This window comes from Oceanobacillus jeddahensis, assembly GCF_000750635.1.
Lineage (GTDB): Bacteria > Bacillota > Bacilli > Bacillales > Amphibacillaceae > Oceanobacillus > Oceanobacillus jeddahense.
In genome coordinates this window covers 248,464-266,645 of record NZ_CCDM010000001.1, presented here as the reverse complement: position 1 = coordinate 266,645, position 18,182 = coordinate 248,464, and the positions used below count along the sequence as shown (strand labels likewise).

Here is an 18,182-nt window from a genome sequence, read left to right as displayed (position 1 = left end):
CTTATTATTTCGTAAATGAATCCTCTTTATTTTCATCCTCTTCGTTTTCTCTTTTCTTTTTTAACCTCTCATGTCGCTGTCTTTGACGATAACCATAAGTAGCATTCAGTACAACATCTTCATCCTCTAATGCCGTACCTAGCGCCCCTATTACTGTAGATACACTGGCAGCAATCCAGGCAATATAGAAATAATTAATTAAACCTGGATCACTCGAAAGCTGGTCCTCAAGCATCCCCATCGGAATAAATACAAACACGCCGACCAGGAATAAACAGAATAGCATGATATAGTAAATACAGACGGTAATCAACAAAGTTAAAAACGTCGTTGCGTTATAAAGCTTCCTCGTGTAATTATTATGCTGATCCCGTTTTCTCTCCCATAACCGGTGAATTAAAATAATCCACAATGTCATTGCTATTACCGAAAAAATGGTAAGTAAACACATTCTAAAAATAGTATAATGCTCACTTAATAGCCATAATGTAGGGAAAACAAGGGCATAGGACCCTGTCGCAAAAGCAATAGTTAGAATTTTTAAAAATGCAGGAAACATATTCCACGGACGATTTGCCCGTATCATTCCCCCTAGCAAACGAATAGAAATACTTCCCCGACGCCCCACTGTAAAACGGACATCCATATATTCCTCTTCCTCATCAGCTGGTGCTTCACGCTTCAATGGAGACAGCCAACCAAGAAATTTGCTCGTCATCAAATTTTTGGAATCATTTATATCAATATCCTTGTGTTTACTACGCTTTGACTCAATACGTTCTGCAGACTTCTCCCGAGCTGCATCCGAACTTCCATAATACATTTCATTCACCAGCTGCATGATGGACTCTCGCAAACGTTTAATCATAAAGGTCGAACCGAAACTAGGCATACTGATCAGCGCTATATTTTCATCCTCGTTTGCCTCTGCAACAATCATACGTTTTTCGATAAACAAAGGAATATCGGTCATACAAATAGCATAATCCCAACCCTTTTCTTCTTTCTTTTTCTTCGTGGCCTTCAGTACTTCTTTAGAATTTGCGGCACCACCAAGTAAAGGATCTTCTATATAATCAATTTTCCATTCTATTTCTTCTTTTACATAATAGCTCAGCAGTGAAGGCAGCTCCTCATTTAGCCTGGCTCCTATTTCATTTGGATAGCCCGGTGCAGTAATTAGACCGATGTAACTTGTTGTTTCACTCAAATTTTACTCACCTCAATTTTAGAAATGTCTATGTTCTTTTAGCCGAAAAGTGACATGTTTAAACACTTCCCTGCCAAAACGAAACTTCTTTACTAGTCACGTATACATTCAAAATAATGTCTCTATATTATTTTTTCTGAAAATTACTTGTTATCTTTCCACATTTATGATAAGGTTTTAAAAAGTTTAAACTTCTTTTCATTTAAAAATGAAGGAGGGACTTCTTTTTGAAAGAAATCCAACCAATTAAAGATTTGATTGAAACCCATTTTAATGCTTTATCAAAGAAGCAACAGAAGGTAGCAAACTTCGTATTAAATAATCCAACCTTTGTTGGAACACATTCTGCAGCTGAAGTTGGAAACAAAGCCGAAACAAGCGAAACAACCGTTATCCGCTTCTGTTATACACTTGGACTCGAAGGCTATGCCGAGTTGCAAAAGAAAATAACTTTATACGTTTTTGATCAAAACACTGTCAGTACACTTGGAAATTATTTTTCTGCAAAAAAGAAGCTTTTTAATGACCAGCATCTTATTGAAAAGGCAATGGAAAAAGACATCGCCCAAATTGACAGAATTGCTAAACAAATGGATAAGGAATTATTTTATAAAGCAACACATCAATTACATGAAGCAAAAAACATCTATATTATCGGGGCTGGTGCATCACAGTTTCCCGCACAGTGGCTACATTTTACATTAAATATTTTGCGACCAAATGTATCGATTATTCATACAGAAACACCAGAGCTTATTCGCACGATGCAGGAAATCGATGAAGATGATGTCGTCATCGCTATCTCCTTACACCGTTACTTTAAAGAACCAATTCATATTGCAGAAGCTCTTCATAAACGGGCAATAACGGTGCTTGCAATAACCGATTCCAAGCTGGCACCGATCCAAGAACATTGCTCGCATGCTTTTGTCTTAGAGCAAACGGAAAAGTCAACCATTGATTTGATGCCGTCTCTTATTTCCTTCCTTAACTTAGTAGTAACCGGAATGATGACATTTGACCCGGATTATTATGATAAGCAGCGTGTGAATTATGATGACTTTAATAAGACTTTTATTTCTGATAAATGGAGTTGAGAAAATTGACAAATCAGCAACTAGCAGAACAATTACAGCCAATCTTTGAACATTTGCATAAGAATCCTGAGATAAGCTGGAATGAAGTAGAAACAACAGCATATCTTGTTGATTTTCTACGTCAGGCAGGGTTAGAGCCGCAAACATTTAATGATATGACTGGATTATACGTAGATATCGGAAAAGGCACCCCTACAGCTGGATTCAGAACGGATATGGATGCACTATGGCAAAAGATTGATGGCACATTCCAAGCGAACCATTCATGCGGACATGATGGCCATATGACCGTAGCACTTGGAGTCATTCTCTTATTAAAAGAGCTGGAGCCAACATTACCGGGAGCGATCCGTATCCTTTTTCAACCGGCAGAGGAAAAAGCCCAGGGAGCAAAAGCGTTTGTAGAACAAGGCGTGGTCGACTCGCTTCAATTTCTATTTGGAGCACATGTCCGCCCACTGATGGAATTAGAGGAAGGCACCTACGCACCGGCACTACATCATGGAGCTGCGAAGCTTTTCACGGGAGAAATTCATGGTGTAGAAGCACACGGAGCACGACCAGAGCAGGGGGCGAATGCAATTGAAGCAGCAGCAGCGCTGATTGATGGACTCAAGCGTATTTGGATCAGCCCCGCCGAATCAGCTTCGATTAAAATGACACAAATACAGGCAGGCGGTACGTCAACAAATATCATTCCGGGCAATGCCTCATTTAGCATTGATGCCCGTGCACAAACGAATGAAACAATGGATGCTTTGACAGCTGGCTTTAAAAAAACAGTAGATGCGGTAAGCACATTATACGATGTTTCCATTGATTACAATGTAGATGCTCATATTGCCGCAGCCCAAGTAGATGATACAGCAAAATCCATTTTAAAGCAGGCCATTATCCAAGTGGCTGGAGAAGAAAATTGCGCACCGGAAGTGATCACACCAGGCGGGGAGGATTTTCATTTTTATACGTATTCCAAGCCTCAGCTGCAAACAACGATGCTTGGCCTTGGATGCGGCGTCACACCCGGGCTGCATCATCCAGAAATGACATTCAATCAAACATACCTGCCAACCGGTGCAGAAATTATCACGAAGGCACTTGTCCTGGCACTACAACAAACAGAAAGAAGCGATACAAAATGATTCAATGTAAAGAACTAAAAACAATGGCCGAGATGGAACAAATGCAGGAACTGGAGGGAAGGATTTGGGGAATGACTACCATCCCCACCCATCAGACTCTTACGGCCGTAAAAAACGGTGGCATCATGGTTGGTGCTTACGTGGACGATCAATTAGTCGGTTTCAGCTATGGGTTTGCAGGCTTCGATAACGGCAAAAGTTATCTTTGCTCGCATATGCTTGGCATTGAACAGGCTTATCGTTCTCAGGGCATTGGAAAAAAGCTGAAACAAAAGCAGCGGGAAATCGCCATCCGTAAAGGCTATGACATGATGAAATGGACATATGACCCTTTGGAAACGCGTAACGCCTATCTTAATTTAACAAAACTAAACGGCATTTGTAACACCTATATCGAGAATTGTTACGGAAACATGCAGGATGGTTTTAATAAAGGGCTCCCTTCAGACCGCTTTGAAATCCATTGGCATTTGAAAAGTCCATACGTTGTGGAGCAACAACCCGTAAATACAGAGAACCCAACAGCTCTAAACACACTAACCTTTAACCAGGAAGGTTTGCCCGTTTTCACAAAAGCGAAAGAACTCCGCAAATTGACTGAATATTCCTATTCTATCCATGTGCCAAAGGATTTCCAGGGATTAAAAGCAGCAAGTCAAGAACTGGCTATGGATTGGAGAATGAAAACACGGGAACTGTTCCAAAAACTCTTTGAAGCAGATTACGTAGCTGTGCGGTTAAAGCCTCATGAAAGTGATGGCGAATATATTTTTGTCAAAAAAGATAACTTAGACCTTGGAGGAAAACAATCATGAAAATTACAGAAGTCACCATCCGTCATATGCAAATGAAGTTAAAATCACCTTTCACAACCAGCTTCGGGACCTTTACAAACCGAGATTTTTTATTACTGGAAGCCAAGGATGCAGATGGTACAGTCGGCTGGGGAGAATCTGTTGCATTCCACGCCCCATGGTATAACGAAGAAACATTGCAAACCAACTGGCATATACTGGAGGATTTTTTAATCCCGCTTATCTTAAATACAGAATTAAAACATCCGGATGAAGTAAACGAAATCTTTGCTGCTATTCGAAAAAATAATATGGCAAAATCGACACTCGAAGGAGCTGTTTGGGATATTTACGCACAACAAACCAACCAGTCTTTGGCAGAAGCACTGGGCGGTGAAAAAGAAAAGATTGAAGTCGGCATCAGTATTGGCATCCAAAAATCCATTGCTGAGCTCACCGCTTTAGTAGAGGGTTACATTGAAGAAGGCTATAAACGTATGAAAGTAAAAATCAAGCCTGGCTGGGACATCAATGTAATACGTACATTACGCGAAAAATTCCCGGATACAGCAATCATGGCAGACGCTAACTCCGCCTATCGTTTAGAAGATATCGAGCTATTAAAACAATTAGATGAATATGGCCTGACTATGATTGAACAGCCTTTGGCATCTGACGATATTATTGATCATGCTCAATTGCAAAAAGAACTCAAAACACCAATCTGTTTAGATGAAAGTATCCATTCCCTGGAAGATGCACGAAAAGCAGTTGAGCTTGGAAGCACAAAAATTATTAATATCAAAATTGGACGTGTCGGCGGCTTAACTGAAGCGAAGAAAATTCATGATTACTGTGTAGAAAATGATATCCCAGTATGGTGCGGTGGCATGCTCGAGTCGGGTATCGGCCGCTCTCATAATATTGCTTTAACAACCTTATCCAACTTTGTTTTACCTGGTGACACTGCTGGATCCAGCCGCTATTGGGAAAAAGATATTATCACCCCAGAAGTTGTTGCAGAAAATGGTTATATCACCGTCCCAACAAAAGCTGGAATCGGTTATGAAGTAGATCGGGAAGCTGTTGAAGCTTATACCTACGCGAAGAAAGTTTATAGATAAGGAGGATCGTCCCATGAAAAAGAGTTTTCAAATAGGGAGTGCTTTTGTTGGCCTGATTGTCGGAGCTGGATTTGCTTCTGGTCAGGAAGTGATGCAATATTTCACCAGCTTTGGTATTTGGGGCACAGTTGGCGGGATCGTCGCCACCCTCCTTTTTATCTTTTTAGGTTATACCTTTGCCCAACTTGGAACAGACTTACAAGGTGCTTCTCATAAAGGCGTTATTTATCATATCGGCGGGCGCTATGTCGGAGCTATATTAGACATATTAATCACCTTTTTCTTATTCGGTGTAGCCGTTGTTATGTTTGCAGGTTCCGGTTCCACTTTTGAGCAGATGTTTGGCATCAGTACGATGACAGGAAGCATCATCATGGTCACGCTGACTATCTTGACCCTGCTGTTAAATACACAAAAGATTATTGGGATTATTGCTGCCGTTACCCCTTATCTGATTGCCATTATCTTTATCATTTTAATCTATTCCATTTTCACAACAGATTTATCCATTTCGGAAGCGGATGTATTAGCGAAAGAGCAGGCTTCCGCAGCACCAAACTGGCTGTTAGGTGCTCTCCTCTATGTATCTTATAATCTGGCAGCAGGAGCAGCGCTGCTCATCGTCATGAGCGGCGGTGAAAAAGATCGGAAAGTTGCCGGTCTTGGAGGTATTTTAGGAGGAGTAATGCTCGGCGGGCTGATTATCCTTATTCATATCGGAATGTTCATGAAACTGGATGTTGTTGCAGGAATGGACATGCCAACACTCGCCCTAGCTGAACAGCTTCACCCTGTTGTTGGCACTTTGATGGCTATTGCACTGCTTGGTATGATGTATAATACAGCGGTTGGTATGTTTTATTCATTTACCGTACGATTTATTGCACCTGATAGTAAAGCCTATAAACCTTCCGTAATAGTCATCGGTTTACTTGGATTTGTAGCAAGCTTTGCTGGATTTACAACGCTTGTTGACAAGGTATATTCTACAATGGGGTATTTAGGCTTTGCTTTGATTATTGCAGCGATTATTGCTTGGTTCAGAAGAAAAAATACTCCCATTTCTTAAAAAAGAGAATAGCTGATGATGATATAATTCTGAAATCTTATTGCCTTTGTCTCTTTATTGTGTTAAATTCTTTTTCATAATCAAAAAAATAAATAGCACCCCGTATATTCCTGGTAATATGGTCCGGGAGTCTCTACAGAGTAACCGATAATTACTCTACTATGGACGGTTAATTATAATAGAATCCACAGGCTAAAAGTATGTACCCCGTAGAATGTACTTGTTTTTGCTGCAGATTCCAGTTATCTAGTCGTCTATCTATATAGGCGGCTTTTTTGATTTTCTAACTTTTACTTTGCCTAGAACAGATTCTATTGTAATCATTCATCTAACTAACCTCTATTTCAATGAATACAGATATGCGGGTGCAAATGGAGGAAATACATGGATATTTTGAAAGATATTCTGGCAGCATTAAGTGGTGTACTAAATGGCTTGCCTCAAGGTTTACTGGCAATCGCGTTCGGCTTTGCTTCTGTCCCTACCGCGTTTGCATTTATTGTCGGGGCTGTTGGAAATGCCTTTACTGGAACCGTAGCAGTCATCTCCTTTCAAGCTGAATCTATTACGGTTGCCGGTACATTAGGAAAAAATATGAAGGAAAGATTGTCGATGCTTTTCTTCGGAGCTTGTTTGATGGTTATCATTGGTGCTTTCGGTTTGCTGGAGCGCATCGTGGAATGGATTGGACCTGTTGTGACAACCGGGATGATGGCAGGTGTCGGTCTCATGCTGACCAAAGTAGCCTGGGATATGGCTAAGAAAGACAAGCTGGCTGGCATCATATCCTTTGCTGCTGCCTTAGTTACGTATATTGCAACGCAGGATCTGGTTTACACCATTGCCGTTTCTGTGATTCTTTCCAGCTTCATTTATTATTTTGTTCATAAAAACGATGCAGCAGACGCGGCTAAACCTCTGCCGAAAGAAAAAATAGCGTTGCAGCCATTTGTCGTTAATCCATCTGTTATTCGCGGCGCATTAGCACTAGCTTGCTTAAATATTGGTGCTAATATTGCCTTTGGTAATATAAATGGTGCCATTGCTGAAAAAGCTCTCAATCTGGATGTTTTGACTGTTATTAGCGGGCTGGCTTCTATGGCGTCTGCTTTATTCGGCGGCGGCCCCGTTGAGGTTGTTATTTCTGCGACAGCGAGTGCACCGCATGCCGTTTGGTCAGGTGTTTTAATGATGGTTATCATGGCCGTTATTCTATTCTTCGGTATTCTGCCGAAAATAGGAAAATATATTCCAACCGCATCCATAGCAGGATTCTTATTTGTTTTGGGAGCGATTGTTACATTGCCAGGAAATGCTATTGAATCTTTAACAACCGATAGTTCCGGTGGCGTCGTTGGAGCAACAACCATTGTCGTAACCTCTATCACTGACCCCTTTATCGGGATGGTAGCAGGCGTTGTCATGCAATTCTTTATTAATTTATTTGGATTTTAAAATGAGGTGAACAGAATGAAAACATTTGAGATTGATATAAAAGGGTTGAAAAGAGTATTGCCGATCGTTAAGGTAGCGGAGAATTTAAAAATTGCCAGCTTTGATATTTTAGGAGATACCGAACTAGTCACTTATCTTGCACCATTATTAGCAGAAAAGCTGCCAGAAATTGATTACATTGTCACAGCTGAAGCAAAGGGAATACCACTTATCCATGAGCTGTCAAAGGTTTTAAACATGGATAAATACATTGTCGCACGCAAAAGTATAAAACCTTATATGCAGAACCCCTTAGTTAAAAAGGTAACCTCCATCACAACGCAAAAAGAGCAGACTTTATGCCTTGATGGAACAGATGCTGCATTACTTAAAGGGAAAAGTGTTGCTATTATTGACGATGTCATTAGTACAGGCGAATCCATTCGCGCGTTGGAGGAATTATTAGAAGAAACAGGTGCCAACGTATTAGCAAAGGCTGCACTTTTAGCGGAAGGCAGTGCTGCTGAAAGAACGGATATTATCTTTTTGGAAAAATTACCTTTGTTTTAGTTTTATATATTAAAAAAATCCATAGCTTGAAATAGCTCTAATCTACTATCTCAGGCTATGGATTTATATATAAGTGGCTTGATAGCTTTTAATAATAGTAATTAAAAAACATGTCAACGTAACGATTCTCTTCTTACTTTTTGAGGGCCTTTTGAACATCCTCTTTAAATAAAAGTCGTTATCAACGTACCCCAAACTAATGTGAACAGGGCTGCAAAAATCATTGCTAAGGAAGAAAAAACAGATTCTTGTTTGCCGTACTCTAATGCTTTATTCGTACCAACACCATGTGCTCCCATTCCTAAAGCTAATCCTTTTGCAATCGGTGTTTTAATAGAGAGCCATTTCAGCACGTTTGGTCCAACGATTCCACCGACAATCCCTGTGATAATGACGAAAACCGTTGTCAATGTCGGCAGACCTCCAATTTCTTTGGATACTTCCATCGCAATTGGCGTGGTAATGGATCTAGGGAGAATAGAAACGATAAAATCATCACTGAGATGGATTAATTTAGATAATACAAAGGTTGAAAACATTGCGATAAGCGTTCCTGCAGTAATACTGACAATAATCGTTTTCATATATTTCTTTATAACAGATAAGTTCTTATAAATAGGTACCGCAAAAGCAACCGTAGCCGGTGCCAGCATATGTGATAAGAATTTGGAGCTCTGCATATAATCATTGGCCGACACATGCATCATAGAAATAATCGCAATTAATAGGATCGGCGCTAATAACAGCGGGTGAAAAAGAGCAAAGTTTATCTTGTTATAAATTCGTTTAGAAAGAATATAAATCAAATACGTTATTGCCGTAAACAACACTATAATCAATGTGATTCTCCCTCCTTCTTCACCGATACTCTTTCTGCCGTCCAAGCAGTCAGCCCCATTACAATCATCGTACTAATCACAATCAGGCCGACAATTGCTAATCCCTGTATACTAAAAATCTCTTCATAATTAATTATTCCAACTGCGGAAGGGATAAAGAAAAGCAACAGCTCTGCCATTAACCATTTCGCACCCTGATCTACCCACTCTAACTTGATGAGGCGGCAGCATAATGCCGCGAACAATAAAAACAACCCAAACATAGAAGCTGGAATTGGCAATGGAATGAAATATTTTAACACTGCTCCCAAGAGCAGAAATACATGTAAAAAACAGATTTGTAAAATAACCTTGATGACTTTCACTGGCTTTCCCTTCTTTTATACATAATATAGAATTAACTGCTATCTATATTACGCCCCTTCATACCATTCGTAAAATACATATTAATTATTATTTTCATAACTAAAAGTTATAATGAATCCGTTAAAATAAAATCAATAAACTTTCTTCCCGCATTGGAAATATACTTCCCTTTTTTTGTAATGACCGCAAGCTTCCACATAATCGTCGGCTCCAGATCGATGATTTTAATATCCTTCGTAAACAGACGATTACAGATAGACTCCGGTAATATGGTTACTCCTAAATTTGCAGCAACCAGCTCAGACATCAAATCCCATTGCATGCTCTTAAATAAAATTTTGGGTTCAAAACCAGCTACATGAAAAAAATGATTTCGTATAATTTGATTTAAGGCAAAATCCTCATGATAAAAAATAAATTCTTCATCTCTTAAATCCTTTACATGGACTTCGTTCTGGGAAGCTAGCGGATGGTTCTTGTGAACAACCAATTTCATTTTCTCTTTCACGATGGGGTAAACATTGAAAACTCGTTCATCTAAGGGAAGCACTGCCACACCAAGCTCAAACTCTCCCTCTTCAACACTTTTGACAACCCTGGCGCCCCCATATTCCGTGATGTCTAATTTGATATTGGGATAGTTATGATGAAATTTCTTCATCACTTCCGGGAAAAATAAGCTTCCTATAAAAGGAGGAAGACCAATATTCAGCTGTCCTACCGATAAATTCGTCAAATCACTTACTGTCAATTTCATTTCATCCACTAAGTTGGTTATTTCCCGGGTATATTCCAGCACTGTTTTCCCGGCATCTGTTAAGTCCGTTGTCTTGTTGGACCGGATAATCAAAGGCGTTCCCAATTCCTCTTCCAAGGATTTGATGGACTTACTAAGGGCCGGCTGGGAAATATGGATTTCTTCTGCAGCCTTCGTAACACTTTTATGTTTTGCCACTTCTTTAAAATAGGTTAATTGTTTAAAATCCAACATAGCCACCTCCAAATGTAACTATAACCACTATATCATTTTTAGGGAACCAATACGGTTGTTTGGAATCTGATAAGGGATATTATAGTTATTAAAAAGATATGGTTCTCTAGCATTATCTAGAAACCATATCTTTTTTAACTACAATATGCTTCATCATTAGCTCACATCACTTCACTACTCGCTACAAATAATGACACCGTCTCTTCCCCGGGTTAATAAAACCCTATATATATTTAACTTCATTTTATCAGGGTCTTTTGCTCCCGCTCTTCGGTTACTTATTTTCCAACCACTATTTGTCCATTGTAAGTCTTTGCCCCAATAGACAATAGCCATATCTAACTCTAAACCTTGTATTTGAAATTCTGTCGCCGCATATTCCAAATTCCTACAGTAATAAGGGGATTCCGGATAATTAAAATAAGCGACATGGTTTTTAGGATTAGCGTATCTGCCACTCTTCGGAATGGTTTTCACACCTATTGGAGGTTTCGCTCCAGATGACATGACAATCCCATATGTTTGATCCGTTCCTTCATAAACCTTACGAACAAAGTCTTTAGCAGAATCTAAATCATTCACCCATTTTACCGTATATCGCTCCTTTTTTAGATTTTCCTGCAATTCTTCAGCTCGTTTAAAATCTCCTGATATAATGGATTCTACCCATTCAAAATACATTAACGCATTGTGCGTCCGTAAAGAAGTTTTCAAATGCAACTCTGGATTTTCATGATATTGAAGCGCATTCGGAAAAATACTCTGGTGGTGCCTAGCATGTACCATAAAGCCTTTGTTTTGAATAGCCTTATTCCAAAGACCTATACCGCTCTCTTCTCCTGTATGGATTTCCTGCCCTTCTCCAATCAATCCAATAACGACAGACCACTCCTTATGTTGCGCCATTTCGATAAAGATATCTGGTTCACTTTTATTGATCTTCATCTTTTTCTCATCCCATGCTCTTTGGGCCTCGTCAAATATCATGACATGTTCCTCTGGAATTCTTCCATGATCTATATAATCTGATTTATAACCAAACAATGGTTGAACAAAGGTTTTATTTTGCAAACTATCCTGTAACACATCAACCAGCGGCCCATTTCCAGACAGATAAATAGCTTTTTCAAGTTCGTGTGCAAGCGTTAATCCCACAAAGGTTTTCCCAGCCCCTGGTACCCCAGAGACTAATACTAAATGATGCGTTTGATGATGCTTGGCAGCCTCTACGATGGACTTCACTTCTGCTACCACATGATCGTAATTGCTACTTTTCAGCGTTTTAATTTGAGGTAGAGGCTCATCTCTCATGATCGACTTAGCTGATTCGATGATAGACGGCAATGGTTGAAAAGCTCCATTTAAGAAATCCTGATCTGAAATGATTTGTGTCTTTTTTGACTTGTTCTCGATCCCCTTCACAAGTTTTCGCAAACTTTCTCTTCCCAATACATAAATTTGGTATGCAGACATTGAGTTTAATAATGTATCTTCACTAGTCAAGACAAGCGCACCACGTACTTTTAAACCAAATGCTTGAACGGCAGAATGATAACTTTGTAAATCTCGTATGTAATAGGATGTTTGTATATATTCTGGTTCCTTCACATCGGAATATCTCTTAAATTCCAACACTAATACCTCTCCTGGTAAAAATAAAAGGATATCCGGTCGCTTTCTGCCGCTGCGTGGGAGTTCGTATTCAAAGATTAAAAAGCCAGGTAACTGTTGAAAATGCGGTACTTCCTCCATTAAATATTCGATGCAATCATACCAAGATTTCAGCTGAGGATGGACGCTTTGCTCTATTGGTGTATGGCGTGCTTCCTGCAATGTTTGCCCGTAAATTTGTAGACATAGATTATGAACTATGTCGTCTTTATCAGCATGGATAAACTCGGTAAATGTTCCTTTCCAGCCATAGTTTTTCATAGAGATTCCTCCTGGTTTTTCAATGATGAATGTCTATACTCCTTTAACTTTTCAACAATCGAATTCTCTGCTGATAAGAAGTCATATTTATGTAAATCTTTGATCTTAACAAAATCTATCCCTTTATGAACATTTATTTTAAAGTCTTCTGGAGTCCTTTTTACTAGGTAAGACATAAGACGAATAATTCCTGAATTGGTGCGATAAATACTCTCCCCAAAATAACTATCAATTCTTATTGAGATACCAAATTTTTCGTATAATTCCCTACGTAGCCCTCTTTCTAACGTTTCCCCTTTTCTCGCTTTTCCACCTGGAAAACACCACTTTCCAGGTAAAGAGTTATTTCCTTTTCTCTGTACAATTAAAACTTTATCTTCTTCAACAATTATCCCAACTGTTATCGTAGTTACTTTTACCGCATGATGATCCTCTCGATGACAGTTAGGGCATAATGCTATAGCATTCTCTACAGTATCCTCTCCTCCTTCAGCCAATGGCTTTTTATGATGTACTTCTAAATATGGTGTTAAGTCATATGCCCTTATAAATGGAGCTGGCTTCTTGCATTTTTCACAAACACCATCCGCTCTTTCTAAAACTTCTGTAATAACATCTGGATTTCTTTTGTACTGTGTGGAATTTACTATTAATTTATCAGGTTTTTTCTCAGCTTTATTTAATCGTTTTTCTCTACTCTTGGCTGAATCCTTTTTTGCACGATCTACTTGTTTTTGAAGTTCTTTATTATATTCATTCTCTGTCATAACCCTATTCGTAGCCAGTGTATTAACCTTTTGAAGAATGAACCATCTAGATCCATCTTTTGGGTCATTATGGTCACTTTTGTATTGAAATATTCCTTTCAAAAATAGTCTTGTTCCCTCTTTTTAAAAAACGTAAATAGGTGTATTGGTTTGATTTGAATTTAATATAACTGCATTAAATTTATATTCTTTTTTAAAAGTACTTTTCAAACTATACATATAATATTTTAGTATCTGATCCGGCTCTATCCACTCATTAGGGTACTTTCCTTCTTCAAAAGTAGCCTTTAGAAAAATAGCTTGATAATTTGGCTTATCACCAATCAAATAAATACCTGTTCGTGTATCATAAGTTTGTGCGAATACAGAAATATCCCAGGAGCTATACTCTTTTCCTATAACGAAATCCTCAAGCACTGTTACATCATCAACATATTGCTTAAATTTTTCTAAAAACTCTGGATAGATATCCTCAGATGTTTTAAGACCAAGTTCTTTAAAGCGATCATAAAGCTTTCTTTTAGGATCACCTATAGGAGCTACATCCTCAAATCTTTTTAGATAACGATGTAAATCCCCTATCTTCTTCATTTTTTGAATGATAGTCTTAGAATGTTTTACTTTATGTTTATAATTATCTTCTAAGTTCGGATGTTTCAATGCAGGATTCTCTACTTTGTCAATAACAAAATTAATTGCAACATTAATATCCACTAAAATCCCTCCTAAATTTATATCCCATACCAATATCTCATTTTCTATTTTCTTGACCTAGTTTTCTCTCAACCTGCTAAAGATCTCTTCATTATAACGAACTCCCACTAAGAATTATTATACTTTCGTTCCCAACTACTCATTATAGACAAATCAAAACAAAATTCGATATCTTTCATAGCTTCATTTGCTAGATAAAGCAACAATGTTTCGAAACTTTATATTTTTGAGAATAAGTATACACCTGATACATATCCGCTTACCAAAACCCGTATTTTCTTGGTTGAATGGTTAATAGTTTGCTTAATTGAAATCTTTTTATAATATCAAAACATCATTAAAAATACACAATGATTAATTGAGGTAAACAAAATTAAAGAATTCTTATACTTAATAAAACAGGTTCAAAATATTAACATAATAAGTATCAGCAGCTCTGTTGTTAAGGCTGATCTTTTTAGTATTCGTTCGACAAGAAGGGGCTTATCTGCTAAAAGTTTTTCCGATCCTTTATGAATGCTTATGCAAACAAGTATAACAAAACCGAATGATTTATTTATAGCTATTTCAATCAGTAGGAGTGCACATTCAATTAGTAGAAACAATATAAGAAAACAAACGGCTCTCATGCTGCCATGATTATAGTGATTATGATGGTCCTTACGATTGGTTTAACTTATTTTGGTATTTTGTAAATTATGGTGGATAGGTAAATAAAGTGCTTTCCAGAGGGCTAGAATCAATTGGTATATAGAATACACTAGAATCCAAACGTACTACACCATGCGTCTAAAACCCATTACTTTTATTTAAGTGTTATGCTATAGAGCAGCTGAAAAAGGGAGAGATTTAAGAAGAAAAGAAGCATATTGATCGTAGTAAAGATCGGTTACTCTTTTAGAATGTTGGCTTAAGATGGACCCCCAACATTCTAAAAGATTCTCTATAATTCACAAAAAATAGTTTGCTATAACCTATACCCCCGTTAATATAACTTCCCAGCAGTATTTTCTGATATTTTCATTTTTATTGTTTCTGCATCCTTATAATTTTTCAGAGTAAGACCCGTACAGATTAAATCAATTAAAAATAATTGAGTTATTTTAGACACTAATGATCCGCTGTCTAGAGGACTTTCTTTTGCTGCTGAAAGTAAAACATGATCTGAATACTTTGTTAATGGGGATTTAATATAATTTGTTAAAGCGATGATGGTTGCATTATTTTTCTTTGCTATCTTGACTGAATCTACTATATCTTTCGTGCTTCCTGTTAAACTAATGGCAATAACAACAGTCCCTTTACTCATAGTAGTAGCACGCATTACCTGTGCATGAGGATCCGTAATAACATTTGCATGTTTACCAATGCGCATTAAGCGATTCTCCATATCCTGTCCTGCAATTCCTGAAGAACCTACCCCAAAGATAACAACATCATATGAATGATCAATTATATCAATGGCTGCCTGTAATGATTTTAGTTCAAGAATTTCATAAGAGCTTTCTATTGCTTGCACCATATTATTTTTAATTTTTTTAATATATGTTTCATCTGACTCATCATTAGTAGGGTTAACAGAAACTTCTTGAGCAAGGGAAAATTTAAAATCTTGAAATCCTTTAAATCCTAATTTCCTAAAAAAACGTAAGACGGTGGCCTCTGCTACTCCACTTAACTCTGATAATTCCGTTAAAGAATGATATAGTACTTGATCTGTATTAGATACAATATAATTATAGATCTTATGCTCAGACTTCGTAAAATTCGGTTTGTTTTGTTCCATAAGGATAGATGTTCTAATTCCCTTCCCCTGGATTTCCAACATGATACTCCTCCCTTCATATACTAGATAATAAAATACTTTGGTGAATATTTTTACATAAAATTTGTCTTTAACCTTTTTGCTTCGTCATAAAATAATGTTTAGCTGCTCCTATCAGATTAGCTTTATTATTATTTTCCGCCATTTTTATATCCAATATCCGTTGATGATTTGGTAATACTTTTTTCATTAGTGAGGTTTTTATTGCTTGTCGTAAATATTCACCTTGTGCAGATATGCCTCCACCAATTATAATTAAGCTAGGATTAAATATATGCACGATCGTTTTTAATCCCGTTGTTAGATCATCTAGCCATCGATCAAATATTTTTAAGCATCTAAGATCTCGTTGTTTTGTCATAATAAAAAAATCTCTTAGATCTATTGGATAACCATAAGCATCTAAAACAAGGTTTTCTAACGAAGAGCTTGATGCATATTTTTCATAACATCCATAACTGCCACATGTACACTGTAAGCCACCTGGATAAAGTGTCATATGACCAAATTCCCCTGCTGAAAAATTCGCCCCGGTATACAGCTCGCCATTTAAAAACAAAGAACCACCGATCCCTGTACCTAGAGTGACACAGAGAAAATCATCAACTCCTCTAGCAGCACCCTTCCAATATTCACCAAGTGCTGTACAGTTCACATCGTTTTCTACAGTAACTGGTAAATCGATCTTATTATGAATTATTTCAGCAATTGGTAACCCAGTATAGCCAGGAATGTTATCAGTAGCATAGCAAACCCGGCCATTTACATTGTCAATTTGACCTGCAGAACTAATAGATATGCCTTCTATTTCAAAACAGCTCATTAACTCCTTACAAATCATTAGTACTTGTTCTACAACAGCTAAACCACCTAAATTTGCTTTTGTCGCAATTGTACCATCATACACAATATCTCCGTTAATATTAACTATAGCATACTTTATTGCTGTTCCTCCTATATCGATAGCTCCTACTTGCATTTTTTCTTTCACCTTCTTAAAAGAGAAAAACTTAATACGAATTCCTCTTTATCATTCTATTAATTATTCAAGAACACAAAATTAATATAGATAACAGATACAATTTAAAATTCACCCTACCCGTATAATAATACAAAAGAGATTAAAAACTAAAAAAACGATTAAATTAAGAACGAAGTAGTTTTCAATCAATTCGCTTTATAGCTAATGATTCTATTTCATTACTTCTACTACACTTACTTTTCTATCTTCTTGTAACGAAAGGGTTAAGGCGTCTGCTGTAGCAATAGAATCTCTTGCAGCTGTTCCATCTAGTAAAGGTTTAAATTCATCTTCAATCTCTTTTCCTTGAAGAACAGAATGTAAATAACGCATTTCATTGATCATCATAGACTGAAGCCACTGCGGTGGACGTTGATTTGGTCTTCCATACATAATTGCACTATCCATTTCTGAGTTTTTATTTAATTGAGCTCGATCTTCATCTTCCTCTTTCGTTTCATGAAGTATATACTCTTCTTCATTTGTTGTTTTTAATATCATCTTTGCATTCTGCATATCAATTAATATTGCTCCTAAAGTACCTTGAATCTTTACAAAGTGATCACTCCATCTAAACGCTGATCCGTATTGAAGTGTTGCAAACCTTTTTCCAGAGAACTCTAAGGTAATAAACAGCATGTCATCTTCATCTCCAAATTGTTCTCCCGTATGCACAACGTTTCCTCCTGACATACTTACTCTTTCTGGAACTCCCATCAAGAATTGAATAAAATCTAACTCATGGATATGATGATATAAATGACCCCCAGATATATCCCTTAGCTTTTTCCAGCTTACTGTTTCTTGAACTTCCTCCCACCCATTTCTCTCAGCATGACAAAATAGGATATCACCTATAACCCCTTCATTTATTATTTGTTTAGCTCTTCGGACACCATTCATAAAGTTCATGATATGCCCTGCCATAAATACTACATTCTCTTCCTTTGTCCTTTGTATCATCTCTTCACAGTCTTGAAAGTTTAAAGCAATTGGCTTTTCGCAGAATACATTTTTGCCATATTTAGCAGCAAGTAATACTGGTTCCTTATGTGTTGAATTGGGAGAAGCCACAATAACGGTATCAACATCCTCCCTACTACAAAGTTCTTCAATAGTTGATGAACTTTCACAGCCCAGCTCATCTGCAATATCCTCTGAATTAGAAGGATCATAAACCGAAGTAACTTTTGCGTGATCTAAATTATTAAGAATTCGTCCTAATTCTGCTCCAAAATAACCTGTCCCCACTATTCCATACCTTATTAAACTCAACTAAATTACCTC

At 37.5% G+C, this 18,182-nt stretch carries 17 protein-coding genes and 1 riboswitch; of the genes, 7 read left to right on the top strand and 10 right to left on the bottom strand.

Translation table 11 applies throughout. The annotated features are described in order from the left end of the window. Positions 1-4: 4 nt before the first annotated feature. Positions 5-1,210: a hypothetical protein gene (locus tag BN986_RS01250; RefSeq protein ID WP_040977834.1), complete on the bottom strand. Its 1,206-nt coding sequence runs from the start codon at positions 1,208-1,210 to the stop codon at positions 5-7. A 227-nt stretch (positions 1,211-1,437) separates the two neighbouring features. On the opposite strand from BN986_RS01250, the gene BN986_RS01245 reads away from it, so the two are divergent. The 7 genes from BN986_RS01245 to BN986_RS01215 all read left to right on the top strand — a co-directional run bounded on the left by BN986_RS01245 (position 1,438) and on the right by BN986_RS01215 (position 8,440). Next, the gene (locus BN986_RS01245; RefSeq protein ID WP_040977833.1) at positions 1,438-2,307 is read left to right on the top strand and encodes a MurR/RpiR family transcriptional regulator; all 870 of its coding nucleotides are present in this window, start codon (positions 1,438-1,440) and stop codon (positions 2,305-2,307) included. Continuing rightward, positions 2,298-3,449 carry an amidohydrolase gene (locus tag BN986_RS01240; RefSeq protein ID WP_052400569.1) on the top strand — a complete coding sequence of 384 codons (1,152 nt, stop codon included), beginning with the start codon at positions 2,298-2,300 and terminating at the stop codon, positions 3,447-3,449. Before BN986_RS01245 ends, BN986_RS01240 begins: the two co-directional genes overlap by 10 nt. After that, complete coding sequence (locus tag BN986_RS01235) at positions 3,446-4,264, top strand: GNAT family N-acetyltransferase (protein ID WP_040977831.1); 819 nt, start codon at positions 3,446-3,448, stop codon at positions 4,262-4,264. Before BN986_RS01240 ends, BN986_RS01235 begins: the two co-directional genes overlap by 4 nt. Then, the gene (menC, locus tag BN986_RS01230; protein WP_040977830.1) at positions 4,261-5,367 is read left to right on the top strand and encodes an o-succinylbenzoate synthase; all 1,107 of its coding nucleotides are present in this window, start codon (positions 4,261-4,263) and stop codon (positions 5,365-5,367) included. Before BN986_RS01235 ends, menC begins: the two co-directional genes overlap by 4 nt. A gap of 13 nt (positions 5,368-5,380) precedes the next feature. After that, the gene (locus BN986_RS01225; RefSeq protein WP_040977829.1) at positions 5,381-6,436 is read left to right on the top strand and encodes a YkvI family membrane protein; all 1,056 of its coding nucleotides are present in this window, start codon (positions 5,381-5,383) and stop codon (positions 6,434-6,436) included. 80 nt (positions 6,437-6,516) lie between these two features. Beyond that, positions 6,517-6,618: riboswitch (purine riboswitch) on the top strand. A gap of 202 nt (positions 6,619-6,820) precedes the next feature. After that, positions 6,821-7,891, top strand: coding sequence for a SulP family inorganic anion transporter (locus BN986_RS01220; protein WP_040977828.1), 1,071 nt, complete (start codon positions 6,821-6,823; stop codon positions 7,889-7,891). Positions 7,892-7,906: 15 nt separating this feature from the next. Then, the gene (locus tag BN986_RS01215; protein ID WP_040977827.1) at positions 7,907-8,440 is read left to right on the top strand and encodes a phosphoribosyltransferase family protein; all 534 of its coding nucleotides are present in this window, start codon (positions 7,907-7,909) and stop codon (positions 8,438-8,440) included. 164 nt (positions 8,441-8,604) lie between these two features. Here BN986_RS01215 and BN986_RS01210 read toward each other — a convergent pair whose 3' ends face one another. From BN986_RS01210 to BN986_RS01175, 9 genes are all read right to left on the bottom strand, one after another. Continuing rightward, on the bottom strand, positions 8,605-9,270 hold the full coding sequence (locus BN986_RS01210) for an LrgB family protein (protein ID WP_244444959.1): 666 nt from the start codon (positions 9,268-9,270) through the stop codon (positions 8,605-8,607). 5 nt (positions 9,271-9,275) lie between these two features. Then, complete coding sequence (locus BN986_RS01205; RefSeq protein ID WP_040977825.1) at positions 9,276-9,644, bottom strand: CidA/LrgA family protein; 369 nt, start codon at positions 9,642-9,644, stop codon at positions 9,276-9,278. Between the two features lie 107 nt (positions 9,645-9,751). Further along, the gene (locus BN986_RS01200; RefSeq protein WP_040979100.1) at positions 9,752-10,633 is read right to left on the bottom strand and encodes a LysR family transcriptional regulator; all 882 of its coding nucleotides are present in this window, start codon (positions 10,631-10,633) and stop codon (positions 9,752-9,754) included. A gap of 177 nt (positions 10,634-10,810) precedes the next feature. After that, positions 10,811-12,568: a DNA/RNA helicase domain-containing protein gene (locus BN986_RS01195; protein ID WP_052400568.1), complete on the bottom strand. Its 1,758-nt coding sequence runs from the start codon at positions 12,566-12,568 to the stop codon at positions 10,811-10,813. Beyond that, positions 12,565-13,335 (bottom strand): NUDIX domain-containing protein, encoded by a 771-nt coding sequence (locus BN986_RS27590; RefSeq protein WP_244444917.1) that lies wholly within the window; start codon positions 13,333-13,335, stop codon positions 12,565-12,567. The genes BN986_RS01195 and BN986_RS27590 overlap by 4 nt, the downstream gene beginning before the upstream one ends. A 123-nt stretch (positions 13,336-13,458) precedes the next feature. Beyond that, complete coding sequence (locus BN986_RS27585; RefSeq protein WP_074435595.1) at positions 13,459-14,049, bottom strand: hypothetical protein; 591 nt, start codon at positions 14,047-14,049, stop codon at positions 13,459-13,461. A gap of 985 nt (positions 14,050-15,034) precedes the next feature. Next, on the bottom strand, positions 15,035-15,877 hold the full coding sequence (locus BN986_RS01185; protein WP_187378509.1) for a MurR/RpiR family transcriptional regulator: 843 nt from the start codon (positions 15,875-15,877) through the stop codon (positions 15,035-15,037). 67 nt (positions 15,878-15,944) lie between these two features. Beyond that, positions 15,945-16,865, bottom strand: a complete 921-nt coding sequence (locus BN986_RS01180; protein WP_244444916.1) for an ROK family protein — start codon at positions 16,863-16,865, stop codon at positions 15,945-15,947. Positions 16,866-17,066: 201 nt separating this feature from the next. After that, a complete protein-coding gene (locus BN986_RS01175; RefSeq protein WP_040977823.1) occupies positions 17,067-18,170 on the bottom strand; it encodes a Gfo/Idh/MocA family protein in 1,104 nt (367 codons plus the stop codon). Between the last annotated feature and the right edge of the window lie 12 nt (positions 18,171-18,182).